The organism is Roseateles asaccharophilus (genome assembly GCF_004362405.1).
Classification (GTDB): domain Bacteria; phylum Pseudomonadota; class Gammaproteobacteria; order Burkholderiales; family Burkholderiaceae_C; genus Kinneretia; species Kinneretia asaccharophila.
This window is the reverse complement of the sequence record NZ_SNXE01000002.1, coordinates 313,657-332,742: the sequence shown is the minus strand read 5'-3', so window position 1 is coordinate 332,742 and position 19,086 is coordinate 313,657. Positions and strand designations below refer to the sequence as shown.

The following is a 19,086-nucleotide window of genomic DNA, read 5'->3' as shown; positions in this document are numbered from 1 at the left end:
GGCTTTTCCCCAGAAGCCCGAGCGCGTCGGCAGCGCACACTTGCGCCCGAGTTCGCCCCATGAGGGCGACAGGCGCACAAGACGCCATCACGCCGCGTACCGGAGGGCGGCCAGCGAGGGATCATCCGTCATGCACAGCCAATCGATGCAGCCGCCATCCGGAGAGCGGCCGCGCAGCGTCCTGATCGTCGACGACAGTCGGGCGATACAGGCCATCATGCGCCGTGCGCTGGAGCAATCCAATGCGCTGCCACCGTTGAACATCCGCACCGCCAGCAGCGCCGAGCAGGCGCAGGCCCTGGTCGAGGACGAGACGCCCGATCTGCTGCTGTCCGACTGGCATATGCCGGGCATGGACGGCGCCGCGCTGCTGCGCTGGCTGCGCCGGCACGGGCACGGCGGCCTGCCCATCGGCGTGATCACCACCGAAACACGCAGTGATCAGCTGGATCGGGCCCGCGAGCTGGGGGCGAGCTTCGTGCTCAACAAGCCTTTTGACGATGTGTCCCTGTGCCAGGCCGTGGGCGAGGCGCTGAGCCGGCCCATGGCCGCGCCGGCGGACATCATGCAGGTACCAGACCTGCCCCGAGGCGCCGCCCTGGAGTCCCTGGCCCAACTGCAGCAGCAGACCTATATGCATATCGGAACACGGGGTTTCGAATTGCTGCGGGCCGAGCCGGACGCGCGGCTGGCCGAACGCGAGCAGCAACTCGTCGCCCTGTACGGCAGCACCCAGCGCGGCGGTCTTTATGCGCTGGGACTGCTCGACACCGCGGCCTGCTGGCTCATTGGCGGTGCCGCCAGCGGTTTGAGCAGCGCCGAGATCCAGGCCGGCATCACGGCGGGCACCGAACCCAGCGCTCGCGTGGTGGATCAGGCGGGGCGGCTGCTGCAGGCCTGCGCGCCGCTGCTGCGCAAGCGCAGCCCGACCGATCAGGTGGCCCTGAGTGCGGCAAGGCTGGTGCGACAGCGTTTTGACAAACTCCCGGAACTGCTGCAACAGCATCAGGGACGCAGCGAATTCACGCTGCGCATCAAATCCCTGGGCCAGGGGCGACTGAGTTTTCTGCTGGTATGAGTCTTTTTCTGAGTCTGAGCCTGGAACAGATTGCCGCGCTGGGCGTGCTGCTGGCCAACGGCGTTTTCGTGATCGTGGCGGTGGCCGCCTATCTGCGCATGAACAGCGAGGAGGACCGGCGACAGCGCTTCCTGAGCCATGCGCTGGGCGACAGCCGCGAGGCCGGCCAGGCCCTCAAGTCCATCGTGCGTGATCTGCAACGCCTGATGGAGCGCATTGAACGCGCCGCCCTGGGGCGCGGCGGCAACGAGGCCGCTGCTTTTGAGCGCAGCCAGGCGGGGGGACGCCTGCAGGCGGAGCCAGAAGACAGCGCCCTGCCCTCCAGCGAGGAGGAGCAGATGGACTTTGCGCGGCTCAGCCCCCCGGAGCAATGCCCGACCATCGGCGACTATGCCGAGTGGCGCCGCCTGCAGCAGGTGGAGCTGGCCCGCTTGCTGCAGCAACGCCGCAAGCTCCTGCAAGCCCTGGACCAGGCCCGCGCCGCAGCCGCCTCGCGCCGTGGGGCAGCTGGCAACACGCGCAGCGAGGGCCTGGAGTTGCAACGCGCACGCCAGCGCCTGACGGAATTGCAGGCCGAGCTGGAGCGTGCGCAGGTGGAGCGCTCCTTTGTCGAGGACCGATTGCTGAACCTGGACGAGGAGCTGACCCGGGAAAAGATTCGCGCCGCCAATCTGCAGCGGCGCATCGAGGCCCTGGAGCAAGCCGCGGCAGCCGTCGAAGCCTGAGGCGGGGCACGGCCCCCAAGCCGGGAGTGGCGCCACCCAGCACCGATCAGGGCTAGGCTGGCGAGTTCAGGGCCTGCAGCACCACCTGTGCGGCGTCGGGGCTGAACTCCCCCGCAGCCAGACGCTCACGCAGCTGCTGAGGCCCGAGGAACAGGAACTCCTGAACCTCGCCGTCCCGGTTCCGGGGCATGAAATCGGCCGGCAGCTGCAGCTCATAGAGGTGCAGGATCTCGTCATGCAAGCCCTCGCCGGCAATGGCGCGGCAGCTGCGCAGCGCGCCCGCGTCCCGCAGAGCCTGGCTCAGCGCAAACGGCACACCAGCCTCTTCCCAGAGCTCGCGCCTGGCGCAATCGAGCAGGGATTCACCGGCCCCCAGACCGCCGGCCGCCAGATTGTCCAGCCGGCCGGGATCGGTGGCCTTGTTCAGGGCGCGACGGCCGCAGAGCATGCGCCCATCGGGCCACCAGCCGTTGATGTGCACGGCACGGCTCATCAGACCGAAGTAGCGGAAAGCGGCGCGCTCAAGCCGGAACAATTCGGCCCCGCGCTCGCGGCAGGGCTCGGGCACCGGCGCCTCGCAGGCATAGGCCTCGCCGCGCCAGCCTCGAATCAGACCGCGCTCGCGCAGGGCCTCGGCCGCCGCCTGGATACGCGCCGAGCGCTCAGCCGCCGGCGGCCGCCAATGTAGATCTCCGTTCTGGAGGTTTGCGTACGGCGCCAGTAAGGGCTGCAGGCTTTCTCGATGGCCGGGCGCCAGCCACCCTATGGCGAGCTCATCCAAGCACAGCCTGGACCAGCCTTGTTCGGCCCAGGCATCAGTCATGACGGCAGACCCTTTTGAAGCACATCTTGGTCATAGATGGCATTCTCCAACAAGGCCGATGAGCTCAAGACCAGAGCATATGAACAAGGCCCCCACCCCCCCGATCTCCGCAGCACACAAAGAAAAACCCCGCGGTTCTTGCGAACGCGCGGGGTGATCCTGGTGGGCGGTGCAGGGTTCGAACCTGCGACCCCTGCCGTGTGAAGGCAGTGCTCTACCGCTGAGCTAACCGCCCGGTATCTGGCGGGTGATTGCGGCTGCAATCTTGATGACCTGAAGCTTGGTGGGCGGTGCAGGGTTCGAACCTGCGACCCCTGCCGTGTGAAGGCAGTGCTCTACCGCTGAGCTAACCGCCCGGTCTGGTCACCCGACAAATCTGCCTTGCATTGCTGCCAAACAAATTCATCAACCGGGAAGCCAATGATTATGCCATGAATTTTTGAATACCTGCAAGTGACTCAGTGAGCTTGCCAGATTCTTTTGCCCCCGCTGGCCTTGTCCAGCTCGGCCAGCACCTTCTCATGGGCCTGGAGTTCGGCCTCGCTGGCCACGAGCACGGGCAGCGCAAAGCGGCTGAAGTCCACGGACTCCAGCTGGGTCTCGCCCGCGGCATGGCCGCCGCCCCCGCTGGCGCTGGACTCGTCGATGACCAGGGAGTCCTGGCCGCGGGTCATATTGATATAGACCTGGGCCAGCAGTTCCGCGTCCAGCAAGGCGCCGTGGAAGGTGCGGTTGGAGTTGTCCACCTCCAGGCGCCGGCACAAGGCGTCCAGCGAATTGGCCTTGCCCGGGTAGAGGTCGCGCGCCATCAGCAAGGTGTCGCGCACGCCGGCCACCACATCGTGGATGGGCGGGCGGCCCAGACGCTTCATCTCGGCGTTGACGAAACCCAGGTCAAAGGGCGCGTTGTGGATGACCAGCTCGGCGCCGCTCACGTACTCGATGAACTGATCGGCGATCTCGGCGAACTTGGGCTTGGTGGACAGGAACTCGTCCGTCAGTCCGTGCACCTTGAGCGCTTCCTCATGGCTGGAGCGCTCGGGGTTGATGTAGATGTGGAGGTTGTTGCCGGTGAGCTGGCGGTTGACCATCTCCACACAGCCGATTTCGACCAGGCGGTCGCCGCCTTCGGCATACAGGCCGGTGGTTTCGGTATCGAAGAAGATTTGACGCATGGGAATTCAGGCAGCGCTGGCGCCGCGGGCGCGACGGCCGGCCCAGAGCCAGATGGCGATGCCGGCGGCAATCATGGGCAGGGACAGCCATTGTCCCTGACTCAGGCTCAGTGCCCGCAGGCCCAGGAAGTCGTCGGGCTCGCGGAAGAACTCGGCCAGGAAACGGAAGATGCCGTAGCCGATCAGGAACATGCCCGAGACCTGGCCGGTGGCGCGGGGCTTCTTGGCATAGAACCAGAGCAGCACAAAGAGCAGCAGGCCCTCGCCCAGGAACTGGTAGAGCTGGGAGGGGTGGCGGGCAATGCCGCCGTCGTGGGCCTGCGGAAACACCATGGCCCAGGGCAGGGAGGGATCGGCGGCGCGGCCCCAGAGTTCGCCGTTGATGAAGTTGCCCAAGCGGCCCGCGGCCAGACCCGTGGGCACGCAGGGCGCGATCAGATCGGTCACCTCGAAGAAGCTGCGCTGGCGCAGCTTGGCGAAGAGCCACATGGCCACGATCACGCCCAGCAGGCCGCCGTGAAAAGCCATGCCGCCCTTCCACACCGCCAGGATCTCGGCCGGATGGCTCAGGTAGTAGGCCGGCTTGTAAAAGAGCACATAGCCCAGGCGCCCGCCCAGCACCACGCCCAGCACGCCGAAGAAGAGCAGATCGTCCACATCGCGCCGGGTCCAGCCGCGGCTGGCGAACTGGGGCTGGGCGATCTTGCGCGTGGCCAGCCACAGAAAGAGACCGAAGGCCGCCAGATAGGTCAGGCCGTACCAGTGCACGGCCAGGGGGCCCAGGCTGATGGCGATGGGGTCGAACTGGGGATGGACCAGCATGGCGGCAGCGTCTCTCGCTCTAGGGATACAGGTCGCGCATCATACGGGGCCGGCCGCCCGGCCCCTGAGCCACGGCCTTGTTCAGGCCATGCCCAGGCCCTCACGCACATGGGTCACGAAACGCTGTACCGCGGGCGGCGCGCCAGGCCGCCAGATCAGGCTGGTGGCGCTGACCGGCACGGGGCCAGCCACCGGCCGGTAGACCACGCCGCTGCGCTGCAGGCCCATCACGGATTCCGGCACCCAGGCCACGCCCATGCCGGCCGAGACCAGGTTGACGATGGTTTGCATCTGGATGGCCTCCTGCGCGATCTGCGGGGCGCGGCCGTGCGCGCGGTAGAAGCCCAGCACCGCGTCGAAGAGCGAGGGGGCGATCTCGCGCGGGAAGATCACCAGGGGCAGGTCCAGGATGTCCGGCGCGGCAAGCTGGGCTCGCCCGGCCTGGGGCAGTTCGGCCGGCAGGGCCAGCACCAGGGGCTCGCGGGCAATCGGCAGGGCCTCGAAGCCGCTGGGCAGGGCATCGGGGGCATGGATCACGAAGCCGGCGTCCAGGGCATCGGCCGCAAAGTCCTGCAGCTGCACATCCAGCGTGGCCTCGCGCAGGCTGAGCTGGATGCCGGGCTGCTGCTCGCGAAAGCGCCGCAGCCAGCGTGGTAGCTCGCCAAAGCCCACGGTGGAGACAAAGCCCAGGCGCAGCCGGCCCTGGCGCCCCTCGGCCGCGGCCCGGGCCAGGGCCGGCAGGGCCTCCAGCTCGGCCAGCATACGCCGCGCCTCGGGCAGCAGGGCCGCGCCAGCGGGACTCAGGGCCACCGAGCGGCTGCTGCGCTCGAACAGGCGCACGCCCAGCTGGGCCTCCAGCTTCTGGATGGCCTGGGTGAGCGGGGGCTGGGTCATGTGCAGGCGTGCGGCCGCCCGGCCGAAGTGCAGTTCCTCGGCCACGACCAGGAACTGGCGCAGGCTGCGTGGCTCAATCATTAATGTTTTCCGTATCAATATGAAATGAATAATATATTTGAAAGCCAAGTCACCGCATCCGATACTGGCGTCTCCCCAGCATGAACGGACTCGCCAGGAGACCTTGCCCATGAGCTACAACCGCCGCTCCAAGAACATCACCGAGGGCGTGGCCCGCGCGCCCAACCGCTCCATGTACTACGGCATGGGCTACCAGGAGACGGACTTCGGCAAGCCCATGATCGGCGTGGCCAACGGCCACTCCACCATCACGCCCTGCAACTCCGGTCTGCAGAAGCTGGCCGATGCGGCCGTGATCGGCCTCAAGGCTGCGGGCGCCAATGCCCAGCTCTTCGGCACGCCCACCATCTCGGATGGCATGGCCATGGGCACCGAGGGCATGAAATACAGCCTGGTCTCGCGCGAGGTGATCTCTGACTGCGTGGAAACCTGCGTGGGCGGCCAGTGGCTGGACGGCGTGATGGTGATCGGTGGCTGCGACAAAAACATGCCCGGCGGCATGATGGGCATGCTGCGCGCCAATGTGCCGGCCATCTACATCTATGGCGGCACCATCAAGCCGGGCCACTACAAGGGCCAGGATCTGAACATCGTCTCGGTCTTCGAGGCCGTGGGCCAGTTTTCAGCCGGCAAGATGAGCGAGGAAGACTTCTGCCAGATCGAGAAGCGCGCCATCCCCGGCAGCGGCTCCTGCGGCGGCATGTACACGGCCAACACCATGAGCTCGGCCTTCGAGGCGCTGGGCATGAGCCTGCCCTACTCCTCGTCCATGTCCAACGTCGAGGACGAGGTGGTCGAGAACACCAGGAAGGCTGCGGCCGTGCTGGTCGAGGCCGTCAAGGCCGACCTCAAGCCGCGCGACATCGTCACCAAGAAGGCCATCGAGAACGCCGTGGCCGTGATCATGGCCACCGGCGGCTCCACCAATGCCGTGCTGCACTTCCTGGCCATCGCCCACGCGGCCGAGGTGGACTGGACCATCGATGACTTCGAGCGCATGCGCAAGAAGATCCCGGTGCTGTGCGACCTCAAGCCCAGCGGCCGCTTCCTGGCCGTGGACCTGCACAAGGCCGGCGGCATCCCGGCCGTGATGAAGGTGCTGCTCAAGGCCGGCCTGCTGCATGGCGACTGCATCACCATCACCGGCAAGACCGTGGCCGAGAACCTGGCCGAGGTGCCGGATCTCAGCCCCGACCAGGAGGTGATCCGCGAGGTCGGCAATCCCATGTACGAGCAGGGCCATCTGGCCATCCTGCGCGGCAATCTCTCGCCCGAGGGCTGCGTGGCCAAGATCACCGGCCTGAAGAACCCCGTGATCACCGGTCCGGCCCGCGTCTTTGACGACGAGCAGAGCGCCCTGGCGGCCATCATGGCCGGCAAGATCCAGGCCGGCGATGTGATGGTGCTGCGCTATCTGGGCCCCAAGGGCGGTCCGGGCATGCCCGAGATGCTGGCCCCCACCGGCGCCCTGATCGGCCAGGGCCTGGGCGAGAGCGTGGGCCTGATCACCGACGGCCGCTTCTCCGGCGGCACCTGGGGCATGGTGGTCGGCCATGTGGCGCCCGAGGCCTACGAGGGCGGCACCATCGCCCTGGTGCACGAGGGCGACCGCATCACCATCGACGCCCACCAGCTGCTGCTGGAGCTGCATGTGGACGAGGCCGAGCTGACCCGCCGCAAGGCCGCCTGGGTGAAGCCGGCGCCGCGCTACACCCGCGGCGTGCTGGCCAAGTTCGCCAGGAACGCCTCCAGCGCCAGCTCCGGCGCCGTGCTCGACAAGTTCGAGTGAGGTCGTGCTGCGACCTCAAACAACAAACAAAGGGCGCCGATGGCGCCCTTTTTTTTGTGTCCCGCCATACACGGGCCGGCGGTTCTAAGCCGGTGACGGGCCGGCGGCTTAGCGCCGCCGCTGTTTCTCGCCCTGCCCCAAGGCCTCCAGCGTTCGCTCGCGGCGCTGAGCCTTCTTCTCATCCAAGCTGCGCATCGCGCGCTTCTGGGTGTAGCCGCTGGCATCCGCCCAGGCCCACCACAGCACGGCCGCGGCAAAGGGTGACAAGACCAGCCACCAGCTCCAGCCCGCGACCGGCGCCACCTCCTGCCACTTGAGCAAGAGCAACAAGACCCCGATCAGCACAAAACCCATGCGTCCGACTCCACGATTTGCCTGCCGCCGACTGCCACACCATGCCTACAATGGCCGCTCGGCTTTCCTGCCAGGACTGTAGTGCAGATTGCCCGACGCCCCAGCAAAAACCTGAAGCAAGAAATCGAAAGGAAGCCATGAAGCCCTCTCTGATCGCCCTGGCCACCCTGGCCGCTTCCCTGAGCGCCCCGGCCGCCTTCGCCAGTGCCGACCTGGCCCAGAAGAAGAATTGCATGGCCTGCCATGCGGTGGACAAGAAGCTGGTAGGCCCCTCCTACAAGGACGTGGCCGCCAAGTACGCCAAGGACAAGGATGCGGTGAAGAAGCTGTCCGAGAAGATCGTCAAGGGCGGCTCAGGCGTCTGGGGCCCGGTGCCCATGCCGCCCAATGCCCAGGTCTCGGCCGATGAGGCCAAGCAGCTGGCGACCTGGGTGATGAGCATCAAGTAAGCCCGACTCGCGACAGCCCAACAAAAAGGTCGACCTCGGTCGACCTTTTTGCTTTGGGCATTTTCAGGCGCAGATTCTGGCCCGGCGACGCTGAGCCAGTGCCCTCAAGGCGGCCAGGCCGCCCAGCATCATCAGCCAGGTCTGCGGCTCCGGCACGGACAGGGCCATGGCCTGCGACAGACCTTCCAGGGCCATGGCGTCGCCGCTGAACTCATAGAAGGACTGGCCGCCGGCCACATTGGTCGCCACATTCCATTTGGCCGTCACGGCGGGGCCCAGTTTGCCCTTGCTGTCCATGGGCTTGTAGGACATGCTGACTTCCTTGAAGACGAACTCGCCATTGAGCTGCAGCGGACCACCGCTGCTGCCGGAGGTCGCCAGCCTGGTGTAGAGGACTTCGCCGAACTCCATATTGAAGAAGACCTCGGGCTTGGAGCCGCCGGTATTCGTCGTCACATCGAACTTGACCTTGGCACTGTGCTTGCCTTGGACCAGGAAGGTGAAAAGCTTCGGATAGGTCCGGTCAAGGTCTTGCTGCCAGCGGAACGGCCCGGGCTGGGACTTGCCGACGGAAGCACCACCGCCCTTGATAAAGCTGGACTCGGCACTGACCAGCCAGGACCAGGCGTCCACCTCGCTCCAGTCCTCGTGACCGAGCATCAGGGACTCCCCCTTAAAGGGTGTCCCCCCGCTGTCGGTGAACTGTATGAAGCTGTTGGGCACGGCCTGGGCCGTGGGGGACTGCATCGCAAGCACGAGCAGGGTCAAGGCGGAAGCGTGAACTGTCTTGAACATGATGGAGCCCTTCCGGAATGGGGATGAATGCCCCGCAACCACCATGGCTCGAGGCTCGAGGCGCCATCCTCCTCTGCGCGCTTAACGCACAAAATCCCTAAACCACGTCCCTCTCTGCTGATTGGCGGGCCCAATCAAGAAAAACAGGCCGTGGAGCTTTCGCTCCGCGGCCTGCGCGGTGCCTAAGGCCGGAGCCTGCGTGACTCAGTACGCCTGCCCCAGCTGATCCAGGATGGCGGGGTTCTCCAGGGTGCTGGTGTCCTGGGTGACAGCCTCACCCTTGGCCACGGCGCGCAGCAGACGGCGCATGATCTTGCCGCTGCGGGTCTTGGGCAGGTTGTCGCCGAAGCGGATGTCCTTGGGCTTGGCGATGGGGCCGATCTCCTTGGCCACATGGTCGCGCAGCTGCTTGGCAATGGCCTTGGCCTCGTCGCCGCTGGGGCGGGGGCGCTTGAGCACCACGAAGGCGCAGATGGCCTCACCCGTGGTGTCGTCCGGGCGGCCCACCACGGCGGCCTCGGCCACCAGCTCGGTGCAGCTCACCAAGGCCGACTCGATCTCCATGGTGCCCATGCGGTGGCCGGAGACGTTCAGCACATCGTCGATGCGGCCGGTGATGGTGAAGTAGCCGGTCTCGGCGTCGCGGATGGCGCCGTCGCCCGCCAGGTAGTAGCCCTTGAGCTCACTGGGGTAGTAGCTCTTCTTGAAGCGCTCCGGGTCGCCCCAGATGGTGCGGATCATGGAAGGCCAGGGCTTTTTTACCACCAGAATGCCGCCCTGGCCGTTGGGCACATCGTTGCCCAGCTCGTCCACGATGGCGGTGGTGATGCCCGGGAAGGGCAAGGTGCAGGAGCCCGGCACCAGGGGCGTAGCGCCCGGCAGCGGCGTGATCATGTGGCCGCCGGTCTCGGTCTGCCAGAAGGTGTCCACGATGGGGCAGCGGCCGCCGCCCACATGCTGGTGGTACCACTCCCAGGCGGCGGGGTTGATGGGCTCGCCCACCGAGCCCAGCAGGCGCAGGCTGCTGAGGTCATAGTTCTTGGGATGCACCGCCTCATTGGTCTCGGCCGCCTTGATGAGCGAGCGGATGGCCGTGGGCGCGGTGTAGAAGATCGTGACCTTGTGCTTGGCGATCATCTGCCAGAAACGGCCAGCGTCCGGGTAGGTGGGCACGCCCTCGAACACGATCTCGGTGCCGCCCAGGGCCAGGGGGCCGTAAGTGATATAGGTGTGGCCCGTGACCCAGCCGATATCGGCCGTGCACCAGAACACATCATCGGGCTTGAGGTCAAAGGTCCACTTGGTGGTCAGGGCCGCATGCAGCAGATAGCCGCCGGTGCTGTGCTGCACGCCCTTGGGCTTGCCGGTGGAGCCCGAGGTGTAGAGCAGGAAGAGCGGATGCTCGGACTCCACCCATTCCGGCGCGCAGTCGCTGCTCTGGCCTTCCAGCAGCTCATGCAGCCAGAGGTCGCGACCGGCCACCCAGGCGATGCTGCCGCCGGTGCGCTGGTAGACGATCACATCCTTGAGCGTGGGGCAGCTGTTGTCGGCCAGGGCCTCGTCCACGATGGACTTCAGCGGCAGCTGCTTGCCGCCGCGCAGCTGCTCGTCGGCGGTGATCACCATCACGGCGCCGGCGTCCTGCACACGGTCGCGCAGGCTCTGGGCCGAGAAGCCGCCGAACACCACCGAGTGGGTGGCGCCGATGCGGGCGCAGGCCTGCATGGCGGCCACGCCCTCCACCGACATGGGCATGTAGATGACGACGCGGTCGCCCTTCTTGACGCCGCGCGCCTTCAGCGCATTGGCCAGGCGCGACACCTTGGCCAGCAGTTCGCTGTAGCTGACGCGGGTGACATCGCCGTTGTCGGCTTCGAAGATCAGGGCCGTCTTGTCACCCAGGCCGCGCTCCACATTGCGGTCCAGGCAGTTGTAGGAGACGTTCAGCCGGCCATCCTCAAACCACTTGAAGAACGGTGCCTCGCTGTCGTTGAGCACCTTGGTGAAAGGGGTCTGCCAGCTGATCAGCTCACGGGCACGGCTGGCCCAGAAGCCCTCATAGTCGGCCTCGGCCTCGGCCACCAGGGCACGGTAGCCGTCCATGCCCTTGACGTGGGCGTTCGCGCTCCATTCGGCGCTGGGCAGGTATTGCTTGCTCTGCGACATGGCTGTCTCCTCGGTGCCTGGTAGATTTGCTTTGAAAAACTGCGAGCACTGTGCGTGCCATCTCTGACGAAGCGCTTACTCTAGCGCCGTAACCCGGCGTGACCGCTTAGGGGTTCCGTCACGCACGGGCCCTAGAATCCGCGGCCACAGCCTCTTGCCTCACACCGATGAACAATAGCAACAAAGCCTTGCGCCCCCTGCCCAATGTAATCTTCATGAGCCGCTGGCTGCAGCTGCCGCTCTACCTCGGCCTGATCCTGGCGCAGGCGGTCTATGTCTTCCAGTTCTGGACCGAGCTGGTGCACCTGGTGGAAGCCGCCTTCGGCAACCAGGATGCGCTGAGCATGCTGGTCAAGAGCATTGGCTACAAGGCCACGCCCATCAAGGACGCGGCGGGCGCCGTGATCGGCTACGAGCCGATTGCCAAGCTCAATGAAACCATCCTGATGCTGGTGGTGCTGGGCCTGATCGACGTGGTGATGATCTCCAATCTGCTGATCATGGTGATCGTGGGCGGCTACGAGACCTTTGTCTCGCGCATGCATCTGGAAGGTCATCCGGACCAGCCCGAATGGCTCAGCCATGTGAACGCCTCGGTGCTCAAGGTCAAGCTGGCCACGGCCATCATAGGCATCTCCTCCATCCACCTGCTCAAGACCTTCATCAACGCCGACAACTACACCGAAAAGGTTCTGCTCTGGCAGACCCTGATCCATGTGGCCTTCCTGTTCTCGGCCCTGGCCATAGCCGCGGCCGACCGCCTGATGCACCCGGTATCCGAAAAGCACTGACACCATGGCCAGCACCGCACTACTCATCATCGGTCTGCTCCTTCTCGTGGGCGGCGCAGAACTGCTGGTTCGCGGGGCGGGAAAGCTGGCCCTCAGCCTGGGCATCTCGCCCTTGGTGGTGGGGCTGACCATTGTGTCCATCGGCACCAGTGCCCCGGAAGTGGCCGTCTCCCTGGGTTCGGCCCTGCAAGGTCAGGCAGACCTGGCACTGGGCAATGTGCTGGGCAGCAATATCTTCAACGTGCTCTTCATCCTGGGCGTCTCGGCCGTGATCCTGCCCTTGAGCGTGAATGCGCAGATCGTGCGACAGGAGATACCGGTCATGATCGGCGCCTCGCTGCTACTGCTGCCTTTGATGCTCGACGGTGTCGTAAACCGCTGGGAAGGCCTGCTCATGCTGGGCCTGATGGCGGCCTACATCGTCCACTTGGTGCGAAGTCCGTCGCAGGAATCCGCCGAGGTCGAACGCGAGTTGCTGGATGAGCTCCCCAAGGACTCCGCCTGGGACCGCCACTGGGCGGTGCAGTTGCTGCTGATCGCAGGCGGTCTGGCACTGCTCATCCTGGGCGCCCGCTGGCTGGTTGATGCCGCCGTGGAAATCGCTCGCAGTCTGGGTGTGAGCGAGCTGGTGATCGGCCTGACCATCGTCGCGGCAGGCACCTCGGCGCCCGAAGTCGCCACCTCGGTGATGGCGGCGTTGCGCGGACAACGCGACATCGCCATCGGCAATGTGGTGGGCAGCAATATCTTCAACATCCTCGGCTGCCTGGGCCTGGTGGCTGCGGTGGCGCCAGGCGGCATGCCGGTGGCCCCGGCCGCCCTGCACTTCGACTACTGGGTCATGCTGGCCACGGCCCTGGCCTGTCTGCCGGTCATGCTCAGTGCGCGCGAGATCGCGCGCTGGGAGGGGGCGGTCTTTGTCGGCTACTACGTCGCCTACTGTGCTTTCCTGATCCTGCGCGCCCAGCAGCACGATGCCTTGGGCGCCTACAGCACGGCCATGTTGAGCTTCGTGGTCCCGCTCACCATCATTGCCATGGTCGCCTCACTGATGAAAGGGCAGCGGCAGCCCTGAGCTGCCGCACCGCGCCACGCCCGGCGCATGAAATCAGGGTTGTGGTTGGTCGGGCGGCACCGGGGCCCGGGAGGGCACCCGCAGGTGCAAGGCCGCCTTGGCCAGCAGATTGGCCGAGACCGGCGCGGTCACAAAGACAAAGAGCGTGATCAGCAGCTCGTGCAGCCCATGGTCGCCCTGCGCCCAGTGCAGCACCAGACTGGCGAGCAAGACCCCGCCCACCCCCAGCGTGCTGGCCTTGGTGGGCGCATGCAGCCGCATGAAGAAGTCGGGAAAGCGCAGCATGCCCACGGCACCCACCAGCGCAAACACCCCGCCGATCACCAGCAGGGCCGAAACCAGGGCCTGTATCACCCAGTGCAATTCCTGCATTGCGTTCACTCCATCACATCGCCACGGCTGAGATAGCGCGCCAGCGCCACGGTCGAGGCAAAGCCCAGCAGGGCGATGATGAGCGCCGCCTCGAACAAGAGGTCCATCTGCCAGCGCATGCCCAGCAGGATGACCAGGGCCAGCGCGTTGATGTACATGGTGTCCAGGGCCAGCACCCGGTCCGGCGCCTCCGGCCCGCGCAGCAGACGCCAGCCGCAAAGCACCAAGGCCAGGCCCACGGCGATGGTGGCGAAATCAAGCGCCCAGCCCAGCAGATTGAGGGATGCACTCATTCAAAGATCTCCAGCAGCGGCTGCTCGTAGCGGCGCTTGATGTCCTCTGCCATGGCCTGCGGGTCGGCACAGTCCAGGGCGTGCACCAGAATCTCGGCACGCTCCCCATCCACCACGCAGGACACCGTGCCCGGTGTCGTGGTGATGATGGTGGCCAGCAGGGTGATGGGCCCGGGCTGCCGCAGGGCCAGGGGCACGCGCACCCAGGCGGGCTGGGGCCGGGCGCCAGGCGAGAGCACCAGGCGCGCCACGGTCAGATTCGAGACCACGATGTCCCAAAGCACCAGGGCCGCAAAGCGAAGCATCAGCAGGGTTTTGCGCGGACGCATGGCCGGCCCCAGAAATCCCTGCACCAGCCAAGGCAGCAGCAGCCCCAGCAGCAGCGCACTGATCCAGTAAGGCAGACTCAGGCTGCCCTGCAGCAGCAGCCACACCAGCACCAGCAGCAGGGACAGCACCGGATGCGACAGCCAGCCGGCGCGTCTGCGGTCTTGTGGCTTGTTCTCCTTGTTCGCGGCCATGGTCACTGGGCTCCAGCAGGCGGGGACGGCATGCGTCCGTCATAGGGGCGGGTGCTGCGGGCAGCGGCGCCCCCCTGCTCCGGCAAGGCCGCCTCGGCATAGGTGCTCAAGTCCATCAGCTGGACCGCGGCAGCCTCCGTGTAGCGCTGCACGGGGGCGGCCGCCACGCTCATCAGCACGCTGGCCAGCAAGAGGCTGGCGGTGGCCGTCACCAGCTTGGCGCTGCCGCCCGCCGAGGCCGCCGCAGGCGCATCGTCTCGCACATGCCAGAACAGAATGCTGCCGGCACGCGCCAGGCCCAGCAGGGTCAGGAAACCAACGCCCAGCACCACGGCCCAGAAGCTCACGGCCCAGGCATGGCCGCTGGCCGCTTCCAGCAGCATCAGCTTGCCGATAAAGCCCGGCAAGGGCGGCAGCCCGGCCGTGGATGCCGCGGCCAGCAGCAGCATCAGGCCCAGCAAGGTAGGCTGAGCAAGGGGCGAGGCGGGCACGAGCAGGCCCTGGGCCTCGCCCCGCTGCGCGGCCACCAGTTCGGCCAGCATGAAGAGCGCCGCGATGACCAGGGTGCTGTTGAGCATGTAGTAGAGCGCTGCCCCCCAAGCGGCCGTGCCGAAAAGGCCCAGGCCCGCCAGCACGGTTCCGACCGAGGCCACGGTCAGCCAGGCCACTAGGCGCGCCAGGGTGCGGGCGGCCAGCGCACCCAGCACGCCGGTAAGGCTGGTCGCCAGCGCCAGCGGCAGCAGCACCGGCTCCACGGTCAGCGCGCTGGCCCCGGCCGAGGCGCCGAACACCACGCCATGCACCCGCAGGATGGCATACACCCCCACCTTGGTCATGATGGCGAACAGCGCTGCCACCGGCGCGCAGGCCGAGGCATAGGTATTGGGCAGCCACATGGCCATGGGCATGAGCGCCGCCTTGAAGCCGAAGACCACGAACAGCACCCAGGCGGCCACCTGCAAGAGGGCCGCATCCGGCCCGCTCACCTGCGGCACCCTCAGGGCCAGATCGGCAAAATTCAGCGTGCCCGTCTTGGCATAGACCAGGGCCGCCCCGATCAGGAACAGGGCCGAGGCCAGGAGATTCAGCACCACATAGTGCAGGCCGGCCTTGAAGCGAGCCCCGCCCTGCCCGTGCACCATCAGCACATAGCTGGCGATCAGCAAGACCTCGAAGAACACGAAGAGGTTGAACAGATCGCCCGTCACGAAAGCGCCCGCCAGGCCCATGAGCTGGAACTGGAACAGGGCGTGGAAGTAGCGGCCGTGCGCATCCCAGCCACCGCAGGCGTACCACAGCACGGGCAGGGCCACGCAGGCGCTCAGCAGCAGCATCAGGGCGCCGAGCCGGTCCACCAGAAGCAGGATGCCAAAGGGCGCCGGCCAGTCGCCCGCTCGATAGGTGATCAACTCACCCGAGCCCGCCCGCTGCACCAGCCAGGCCGCCAGCAGCAGGCCCAAGAAGGCCGAAGCCAGAGACAGACGGCGCGCCCACAGCAGCTTGCGATGCCCGTGGCCGCTGCGGCTGCCGGCGCCATGATCCCCCATCAGGAGCAGCAAGGCCGCGGTGATGGCCGGCAGCAGCACCGGCAGCACGGCCAGATGATCCTTGAGCCACATCATCATCGTGCCGACCCCTCAGTCTCGGTGGCGTCGACATGGTCGCTGCCATTGTCCGCGCGGCTGCGCAGGGCCAGCTCGATGACGAAGCCCGTGGTGGCAAAGCCGATCACGATAGCCGTCAGCACCAGGGCCTGCGGCAGGGGGTCGGCAAACACCGGTCCCTGAGAGAGTATGGGCGGCGCCGACTGCCAGAGCCGCCCCATGGCGAAGATGAACACATTCACCGCGTAGCCCAACAGGGACAGACCCAGCACCACGGTAAAGCTGCGACCCCGCAGCATCAGATACAGACCGCAGGCCGTGACAAAACCGATGCCGGTGGCCAGCAGAAACTCCATCGAGATCATCATGCGCGCGCCCCTTCCTTGCTCGCCGAGCCCAGCACCGACAGCATCAGCATCGTGGCGCCCACCACGGTGATGTACACACCGAGATCAAACAGTGCGGCCGTGGCCAGCGGCAACTCGCCCAGCAGGGGCAGCACCGGATGGCCGAAGGCGCTAGTCAGGAAGGGCTTGCCAAACAAGAAGGCGCCCACCCCGGTCGCCCAGGCAATGGCCAGACCCAGACCGATCCAACGCACGAAGCGACGCCCTCCCCGCGCATGCATCAGCGCTTCGGCCGCCTGCTGCCCGTTGGCCATGTACTGAAGCACCAGGGCCACCCCCGTGACCAGGCCGGCGATGAAGCCGCCACCGGGCAGGTTGTGCCCGCGCCAGAAGATGTAGACCGAGACCAGCAGGGCCAGCGGCAGCACCAGACGCGCCACCACCTTCAGCATCAGGGGCTCACGGGCGTAGCTCCAGGGGCGTCCCGCCGCGTCCGCGCCGGGCTTGTTGACCCGCAAGCCGTCCAGCAGGGCCAGCACGCCCACGGCGGCAATGCCCAGCACCGTGATCTCGCCAAAGGTGTCGTAACCACGGAAGTCCACCAGGATCACGTTCACCGCGTTGGTCCCGCCCCCCAGCGACACGGCGTTCTGCAGGAAGTACCAGGAAATCGACGCATGATCCCGCGTCAACACCAGCCAGCACAGCCAGGCCACGCCGGCCCCGCCCGCCAGGGCAATCAGGGCGTCCCGGCCCCGGCGTGCCCGGGAGCTTTCCACCGGGCTGCTCTGAGGCAGCAGGGCCAGGCCCATGAGCAGCAGGGCCGTGGACACCACATCCACCGCCAGCTGCGTCAGCGCCAGATCGGGCGCCGACAGCGCCAGAAAGCTCAGCGAGCACAGCAGGCCGATGCCGCCGGTCAGGATGACCGCCACAAAGCGCTGGCGCTGCAGGCGCAGCAGCCCCAGACCCATGGCCAGCAGCAAGAGCCACAGCAGCAGGGCCAGCGGCGGCGCAGGCATCAGGCTGCGCTCGCCGGCAGCCAAGCCCTCGGCCGTCAGCAGCGGCCAGGCGGCCAGGGCAATCACGAACATCAGCATCCAGGCGATGTAGCGCTGCAGCGAACCGTTTTCCAGCCAGGCGGTCCAGCGCCCGGCCAGGGCGATGAGGCCATCCACGCCAGCTTCAAAGACCCGCTTGCCGCTGAAACTGCGCGCCTGGTAGCGATGCAGCCAGGCGCCCTTTTGCAGGCCCGCGTAGAGCAGCGCGCCGCCCAGCACGGCCAGGGCGCTCATCAGCAGGGGCAGATTCAGGCCATGCCAGAGTGCCAGGCCGAAGGCCGGTGCGGGCGCGCCCAGCATGGCCGAGGCCGCCAGCTGCACCAGGGGGCCGGCGATCAGCATGGGCGCCAGGCCTACGGCCAGGCAGATACCTGCCAGCAGCAAAACCGGCGCCTTCATGCCCCAGGGCGGCTCATGCGGATGGGCTTGGGGCCAGTCCCGCGCCGGGCCGTTGAAGAAGCTGTCGTGAACCAGGCGCAGGGAGTAGGCCGCGGAACACAGGCCGCCCAGGGTGGCCAGCACCGGAATCAACCAGGACTGCGCACCCCAGAAGTCCGCCTGCAGGGCCTGCTCCAGCATCATCTCCTTGGAGATGAAGCCATTGAAGGGCGGCAGACCCGCCATGGCGGCCGAGGCCACCAGAGCCAGGCTGCCGACCCAGGGCATGAGCGCGAACAGCCCGCCCAGGCGACGCATATCGCGGCTGCCGACCTCGTGATCGACGATGCCCGCCGTCATGAACAGCGCCGCCTTGAAGCTGGCGTGGTTGAGGATGTGGAACACCGCCACCACCGCCGACATGGGCGTGGACAGCCCGATCATGAAGGTGATGAAGCCCAGATGGCTGACGGTCGAGTAGGCCAGCAAGCCCTTGAGGTCATGCTTGAAGATCGCCACAAAGGCCGCGAACACCATGGTCAGCAAGCCGATGCTGGCCACCACGGTCTCGAACAGCTCGGCCCCGCCAATCACCGGGTACAGGCGCATCAGCAGGAAGAGTCCGGCCTTGACCATGGTGGCGGAATGCAGATAGGCCGACACCGGCGTGGGTGCCGCCATGGCCTGCGGCAGCCAGAAATGGAAGGGCAGCTGGGCGCTCTTGGTGAAGCAGCCCAAAAGAATCAGGCCCAGGGCCAGCGGGTAGCGGGGGTCGGCCTGGACCAGTGGGCCCTTGTCCAGGATCTGGGAGAGTTCGTAGCTGCCGGCAATCTGGCCCAGCACGATCACGCCGGCCAGCAGGGCCAGACCGCCGCCGCCGGTAACGGCCAGGGCCATGCGCGCACCGCGCCGGGCCTCGTCCTTGTGGCTCCAGTAGCCCACCAGCAGGAAGGAGGAAATGCTGGTCAGCTCCCAGAACACCACCAAGAGCAGCAGGTTGTCCGAGAGGGCAATGCCCAGCATGGCCGCCATGAAGAGCATCAGCAGGCTGAAGAACTTGCCCGGCGGATCGTCGGCATGCAGATAGAAGGCGGCGTAGAGAATGACCAGCAGACCGATGGCGCTGATCAGCGCGGCAAACAGCCAGGCCAGGCCATCCAGGCGCAATCCGATGTTCAGCCCGATGGCGGGCACCCAATCGGCGTGCGCCAGCAAGACCTGACCCTGAAACACCTGGGGCGCCAGATGCAGCAGCAAGCCCAGCACCGTGGCTGTGACGGCGCCCGCCACCAGGGCCGGCGCGTGCCGACCGACGGCCGGGCGGCGTCCAAGAAACGCACATAACCCGCAGCCAAGCAGCAGGGGGAGAAGAACAAGCGCGGCAAGCTGGGCCATCGAATCCTTGTCTCAACTTGTCTCAATGGAAGCCTCGGCGCTGTTGCAAGCAGGCCCTTGGGCAGACGACGCGGCGCATTGTAGGGGCCCCAGCCCTG

Annotated in this window: 19 protein-coding genes and 2 tRNA genes; 6 read left to right on the top strand and 15 right to left on the bottom strand. The window is 66.7% G+C overall.

All coding sequences use genetic code 11. The features are described 5' to 3' along the window. Positions 1-130 precede the first annotated feature (130 nt). Entirely contained in the window at positions 131-1,078 is a 948-nt protein-coding gene (locus tag DFR39_RS06335) for a response regulator (RefSeq protein WP_162849439.1), read from the top strand. Next, positions 1,075-1,803, top strand: coding sequence for a hypothetical protein (locus tag DFR39_RS06330; protein WP_133602695.1), 729 nt, complete (start codon positions 1,075-1,077; stop codon positions 1,801-1,803). The genes DFR39_RS06335 and DFR39_RS06330 overlap by 4 nt, the downstream gene beginning before the upstream one ends. A gap of 52 nt (positions 1,804-1,855) precedes the next feature. Here DFR39_RS06330 and DFR39_RS06325 read toward each other — a convergent pair whose 3' ends face one another. From DFR39_RS06325 to DFR39_RS06300, 6 genes are all read right to left on the bottom strand, one after another. Beyond that, positions 1,856-2,626 carry an NUDIX hydrolase gene (locus DFR39_RS06325; protein ID WP_133602694.1) on the bottom strand — a complete coding sequence of 257 codons (771 nt, stop codon included), beginning with the start codon at positions 2,624-2,626 and terminating at the stop codon, positions 1,856-1,858. A 160-nt stretch (positions 2,627-2,786) separates the two neighbouring features. Continuing rightward, positions 2,787-2,861: transfer RNA gene (locus DFR39_RS06320), tRNA-Val, on the bottom strand. A gap of 46 nt (positions 2,862-2,907) precedes the next feature. After that, positions 2,908-2,982: transfer RNA gene (locus DFR39_RS06315), tRNA-Val, on the bottom strand. 102 nt (positions 2,983-3,084) lie between these two features. After that, positions 3,085-3,801 (bottom strand): DNA polymerase III subunit epsilon, encoded by a 717-nt coding sequence (dnaQ, locus tag DFR39_RS06310; protein ID WP_133602693.1) that lies wholly within the window; start codon positions 3,799-3,801, stop codon positions 3,085-3,087. 6 nt (positions 3,802-3,807) lie between these two features. Further along, complete coding sequence (lgt, locus tag DFR39_RS06305; protein ID WP_133602692.1) at positions 3,808-4,623, bottom strand: prolipoprotein diacylglyceryl transferase; 816 nt, start codon at positions 4,621-4,623, stop codon at positions 3,808-3,810. A gap of 81 nt (positions 4,624-4,704) precedes the next feature. Next, the gene (locus DFR39_RS06300; protein ID WP_133602691.1) at positions 4,705-5,598 is read right to left on the bottom strand and encodes a LysR family transcriptional regulator; all 894 of its coding nucleotides are present in this window, start codon (positions 5,596-5,598) and stop codon (positions 4,705-4,707) included. 109 nt (positions 5,599-5,707) lie between these two features. Between DFR39_RS06300 and ilvD the strand changes: the two genes are divergently transcribed. Next, the gene (ilvD, locus tag DFR39_RS06295; protein ID WP_133602690.1) at positions 5,708-7,387 is read left to right on the top strand and encodes a dihydroxy-acid dehydratase; all 1,680 of its coding nucleotides are present in this window, start codon (positions 5,708-5,710) and stop codon (positions 7,385-7,387) included. A 108-nt stretch (positions 7,388-7,495) separates the two neighbouring features. On the opposite strand, the gene DFR39_RS06290 is transcribed toward ilvD, so the two are convergent. Further along, positions 7,496-7,741, bottom strand: a complete 246-nt coding sequence (locus DFR39_RS06290) for a TIGR04438 family Trp-rich protein (protein WP_133602689.1) — start codon at positions 7,739-7,741, stop codon at positions 7,496-7,498. A 137-nt stretch (positions 7,742-7,878) separates the two neighbouring features. Here DFR39_RS06290 and DFR39_RS06285 point away from each other — a divergent pair, with 137 nt between their 5' ends. Then, complete coding sequence (locus DFR39_RS06285) at positions 7,879-8,190, top strand: c-type cytochrome (protein ID WP_133602688.1); 312 nt, start codon at positions 7,879-7,881, stop codon at positions 8,188-8,190. 63 nt (positions 8,191-8,253) lie between these two features. Here the strand turns inward: DFR39_RS06285 and DFR39_RS06280 are convergent, their stop codons facing one another. Then, positions 8,254-8,985: an Hcp family type VI secretion system effector gene (locus tag DFR39_RS06280; RefSeq protein ID WP_162849438.1), complete on the bottom strand. Its 732-nt coding sequence runs from the start codon at positions 8,983-8,985 to the stop codon at positions 8,254-8,256. A gap of 204 nt (positions 8,986-9,189) precedes the next feature. Continuing rightward, the gene (gene acs / locus DFR39_RS06275) at positions 9,190-11,151 is read right to left on the bottom strand and encodes an acetate--CoA ligase (protein ID WP_133602686.1); all 1,962 of its coding nucleotides are present in this window, start codon (positions 11,149-11,151) and stop codon (positions 9,190-9,192) included. 167 nt (positions 11,152-11,318) lie between these two features. On the opposite strand from acs, the gene DFR39_RS06270 reads away from it, so the two are divergent. Both DFR39_RS06270 and DFR39_RS06265 read left to right on the top strand, forming a co-directional pair. Then, complete coding sequence (locus tag DFR39_RS06270) at positions 11,319-11,942, top strand: YqhA family protein (protein WP_133602685.1); 624 nt, start codon at positions 11,319-11,321, stop codon at positions 11,940-11,942. A 4-nt stretch (positions 11,943-11,946) separates the two neighbouring features. After that, positions 11,947-13,017 carry a calcium/sodium antiporter gene (locus DFR39_RS06265; RefSeq protein ID WP_133602684.1) on the top strand — a complete coding sequence of 357 codons (1,071 nt, stop codon included), beginning with the start codon at positions 11,947-11,949 and terminating at the stop codon, positions 13,015-13,017. 33 nt (positions 13,018-13,050) lie between these two features. On the opposite strand, the gene DFR39_RS06260 is transcribed toward DFR39_RS06265, so the two are convergent. The 6 genes from DFR39_RS06260 to DFR39_RS06235 are packed head-to-tail and all read right to left on the bottom strand — an operon-like array spanning position 13,051 to position 18,988. Beyond that, positions 13,051-13,389 carry a Na+/H+ antiporter subunit G gene (locus DFR39_RS06260; RefSeq protein ID WP_133602683.1) on the bottom strand — a complete coding sequence of 113 codons (339 nt, stop codon included), beginning with the start codon at positions 13,387-13,389 and terminating at the stop codon, positions 13,051-13,053. 5 nt (positions 13,390-13,394) lie between these two features. After that, the gene (locus tag DFR39_RS06255; protein ID WP_133602682.1) at positions 13,395-13,682 is read right to left on the bottom strand and encodes a K+/H+ antiporter subunit F; all 288 of its coding nucleotides are present in this window, start codon (positions 13,680-13,682) and stop codon (positions 13,395-13,397) included. After that, positions 13,679-14,203 (bottom strand): Na+/H+ antiporter subunit E, encoded by a 525-nt coding sequence (locus DFR39_RS06250; RefSeq protein ID WP_133602681.1) that lies wholly within the window; start codon positions 14,201-14,203, stop codon positions 13,679-13,681. The genes DFR39_RS06255 and DFR39_RS06250 overlap by 4 nt, the downstream gene beginning before the upstream one ends. A 2-nt stretch (positions 14,204-14,205) precedes the next feature. Then, positions 14,206-15,828 (bottom strand): monovalent cation/H+ antiporter subunit D, encoded by a 1,623-nt coding sequence (locus DFR39_RS06245; protein ID WP_133602680.1) that lies wholly within the window; start codon positions 15,826-15,828, stop codon positions 14,206-14,208. Next, complete coding sequence (locus DFR39_RS06240) at positions 15,825-16,175, bottom strand: Na+/H+ antiporter subunit C (protein ID WP_246030717.1); 351 nt, start codon at positions 16,173-16,175, stop codon at positions 15,825-15,827. The genes DFR39_RS06245 and DFR39_RS06240 overlap by 4 nt, the downstream gene beginning before the upstream one ends. Next, positions 16,172-18,988, bottom strand: a complete 2,817-nt coding sequence (locus tag DFR39_RS06235) for a monovalent cation/H+ antiporter subunit A (RefSeq protein WP_133602679.1) — start codon at positions 18,986-18,988, stop codon at positions 16,172-16,174. Before DFR39_RS06235 ends, DFR39_RS06240 begins: the two co-directional genes overlap by 4 nt. Positions 18,989-19,086: the final 98 nt, after the last annotated feature.

Bases quoted from the DNA above. Each gene is read 5' to 3' on its own strand.
- DFR39_RS06335 (WP_162849439.1), top strand. From the start codon at position 131: ATGCACAGCCAATCGATGCAGCCGCCATCCGGAGAGCGGCCGCGCAGC.
- DFR39_RS06330 (WP_133602695.1), top strand. From the start codon at position 1,075: ATGAGTCTTTTTCTGAGTCTGAGCCTGGAACAGATTGCCGCGCTGGGC.
- DFR39_RS06325 (WP_133602694.1), bottom strand. From the start codon at position 2,626: ATGACTGATGCCTGGGCCGAACAAGGCTGGTCCAGGCTGTGCTTGGAT.
- dnaQ (WP_133602693.1), bottom strand. From the start codon at position 3,801: ATGCGTCAAATCTTCTTCGATACCGAAACCACCGGCCTGTATGCCGAA.
- lgt (WP_133602692.1), bottom strand. From the start codon at position 4,623: ATGCTGGTCCATCCCCAGTTCGACCCCATCGCCATCAGCCTGGGCCCC.
- DFR39_RS06300 (WP_133602691.1), bottom strand. From the start codon at position 5,598: ATGATTGAGCCACGCAGCCTGCGCCAGTTCCTGGTCGTGGCCGAGGAA.
- ilvD (WP_133602690.1), top strand. From the start codon at position 5,708: ATGAGCTACAACCGCCGCTCCAAGAACATCACCGAGGGCGTGGCCCGC.
- DFR39_RS06290 (WP_133602689.1), bottom strand. From the start codon at position 7,741: ATGGGTTTTGTGCTGATCGGGGTCTTGTTGCTCTTGCTCAAGTGGCAG.
- DFR39_RS06285 (WP_133602688.1), top strand. From the start codon at position 7,879: ATGAAGCCCTCTCTGATCGCCCTGGCCACCCTGGCCGCTTCCCTGAGC.
- DFR39_RS06280 (WP_162849438.1), bottom strand. From the start codon at position 8,985: ATGTTCAAGACAGTTCACGCTTCCGCCTTGACCCTGCTCGTGCTTGCG.
- acs (WP_133602686.1), bottom strand. From the start codon at position 11,151: ATGTCGCAGAGCAAGCAATACCTGCCCAGCGCCGAATGGAGCGCGAAC.
- DFR39_RS06270 (WP_133602685.1), top strand. From the start codon at position 11,319: ATGAACAATAGCAACAAAGCCTTGCGCCCCCTGCCCAATGTAATCTTC.
- DFR39_RS06265 (WP_133602684.1), top strand. From the start codon at position 11,947: ATGGCCAGCACCGCACTACTCATCATCGGTCTGCTCCTTCTCGTGGGC.
- DFR39_RS06260 (WP_133602683.1), bottom strand. From the start codon at position 13,389: ATGCAGGAATTGCACTGGGTGATACAGGCCCTGGTTTCGGCCCTGCTG.
- DFR39_RS06255 (WP_133602682.1), bottom strand. From the start codon at position 13,682: ATGAGTGCATCCCTCAATCTGCTGGGCTGGGCGCTTGATTTCGCCACC.
- DFR39_RS06250 (WP_133602681.1), bottom strand. From the start codon at position 14,203: ATGGCCGCGAACAAGGAGAACAAGCCACAAGACCGCAGACGCGCCGGC.
- DFR39_RS06245 (WP_133602680.1), bottom strand. From the start codon at position 15,828: ATGATGATGTGGCTCAAGGATCATCTGGCCGTGCTGCCGGTGCTGCTG.
- DFR39_RS06240 (WP_246030717.1), bottom strand. From the start codon at position 16,175: ATGATGATCTCGATGGAGTTTCTGCTGGCCACCGGCATCGGTTTTGTC.
- DFR39_RS06235 (WP_133602679.1), bottom strand. From the start codon at position 18,988: ATGGCCCAGCTTGCCGCGCTTGTTCTTCTCCCCCTGCTGCTTGGCTGC.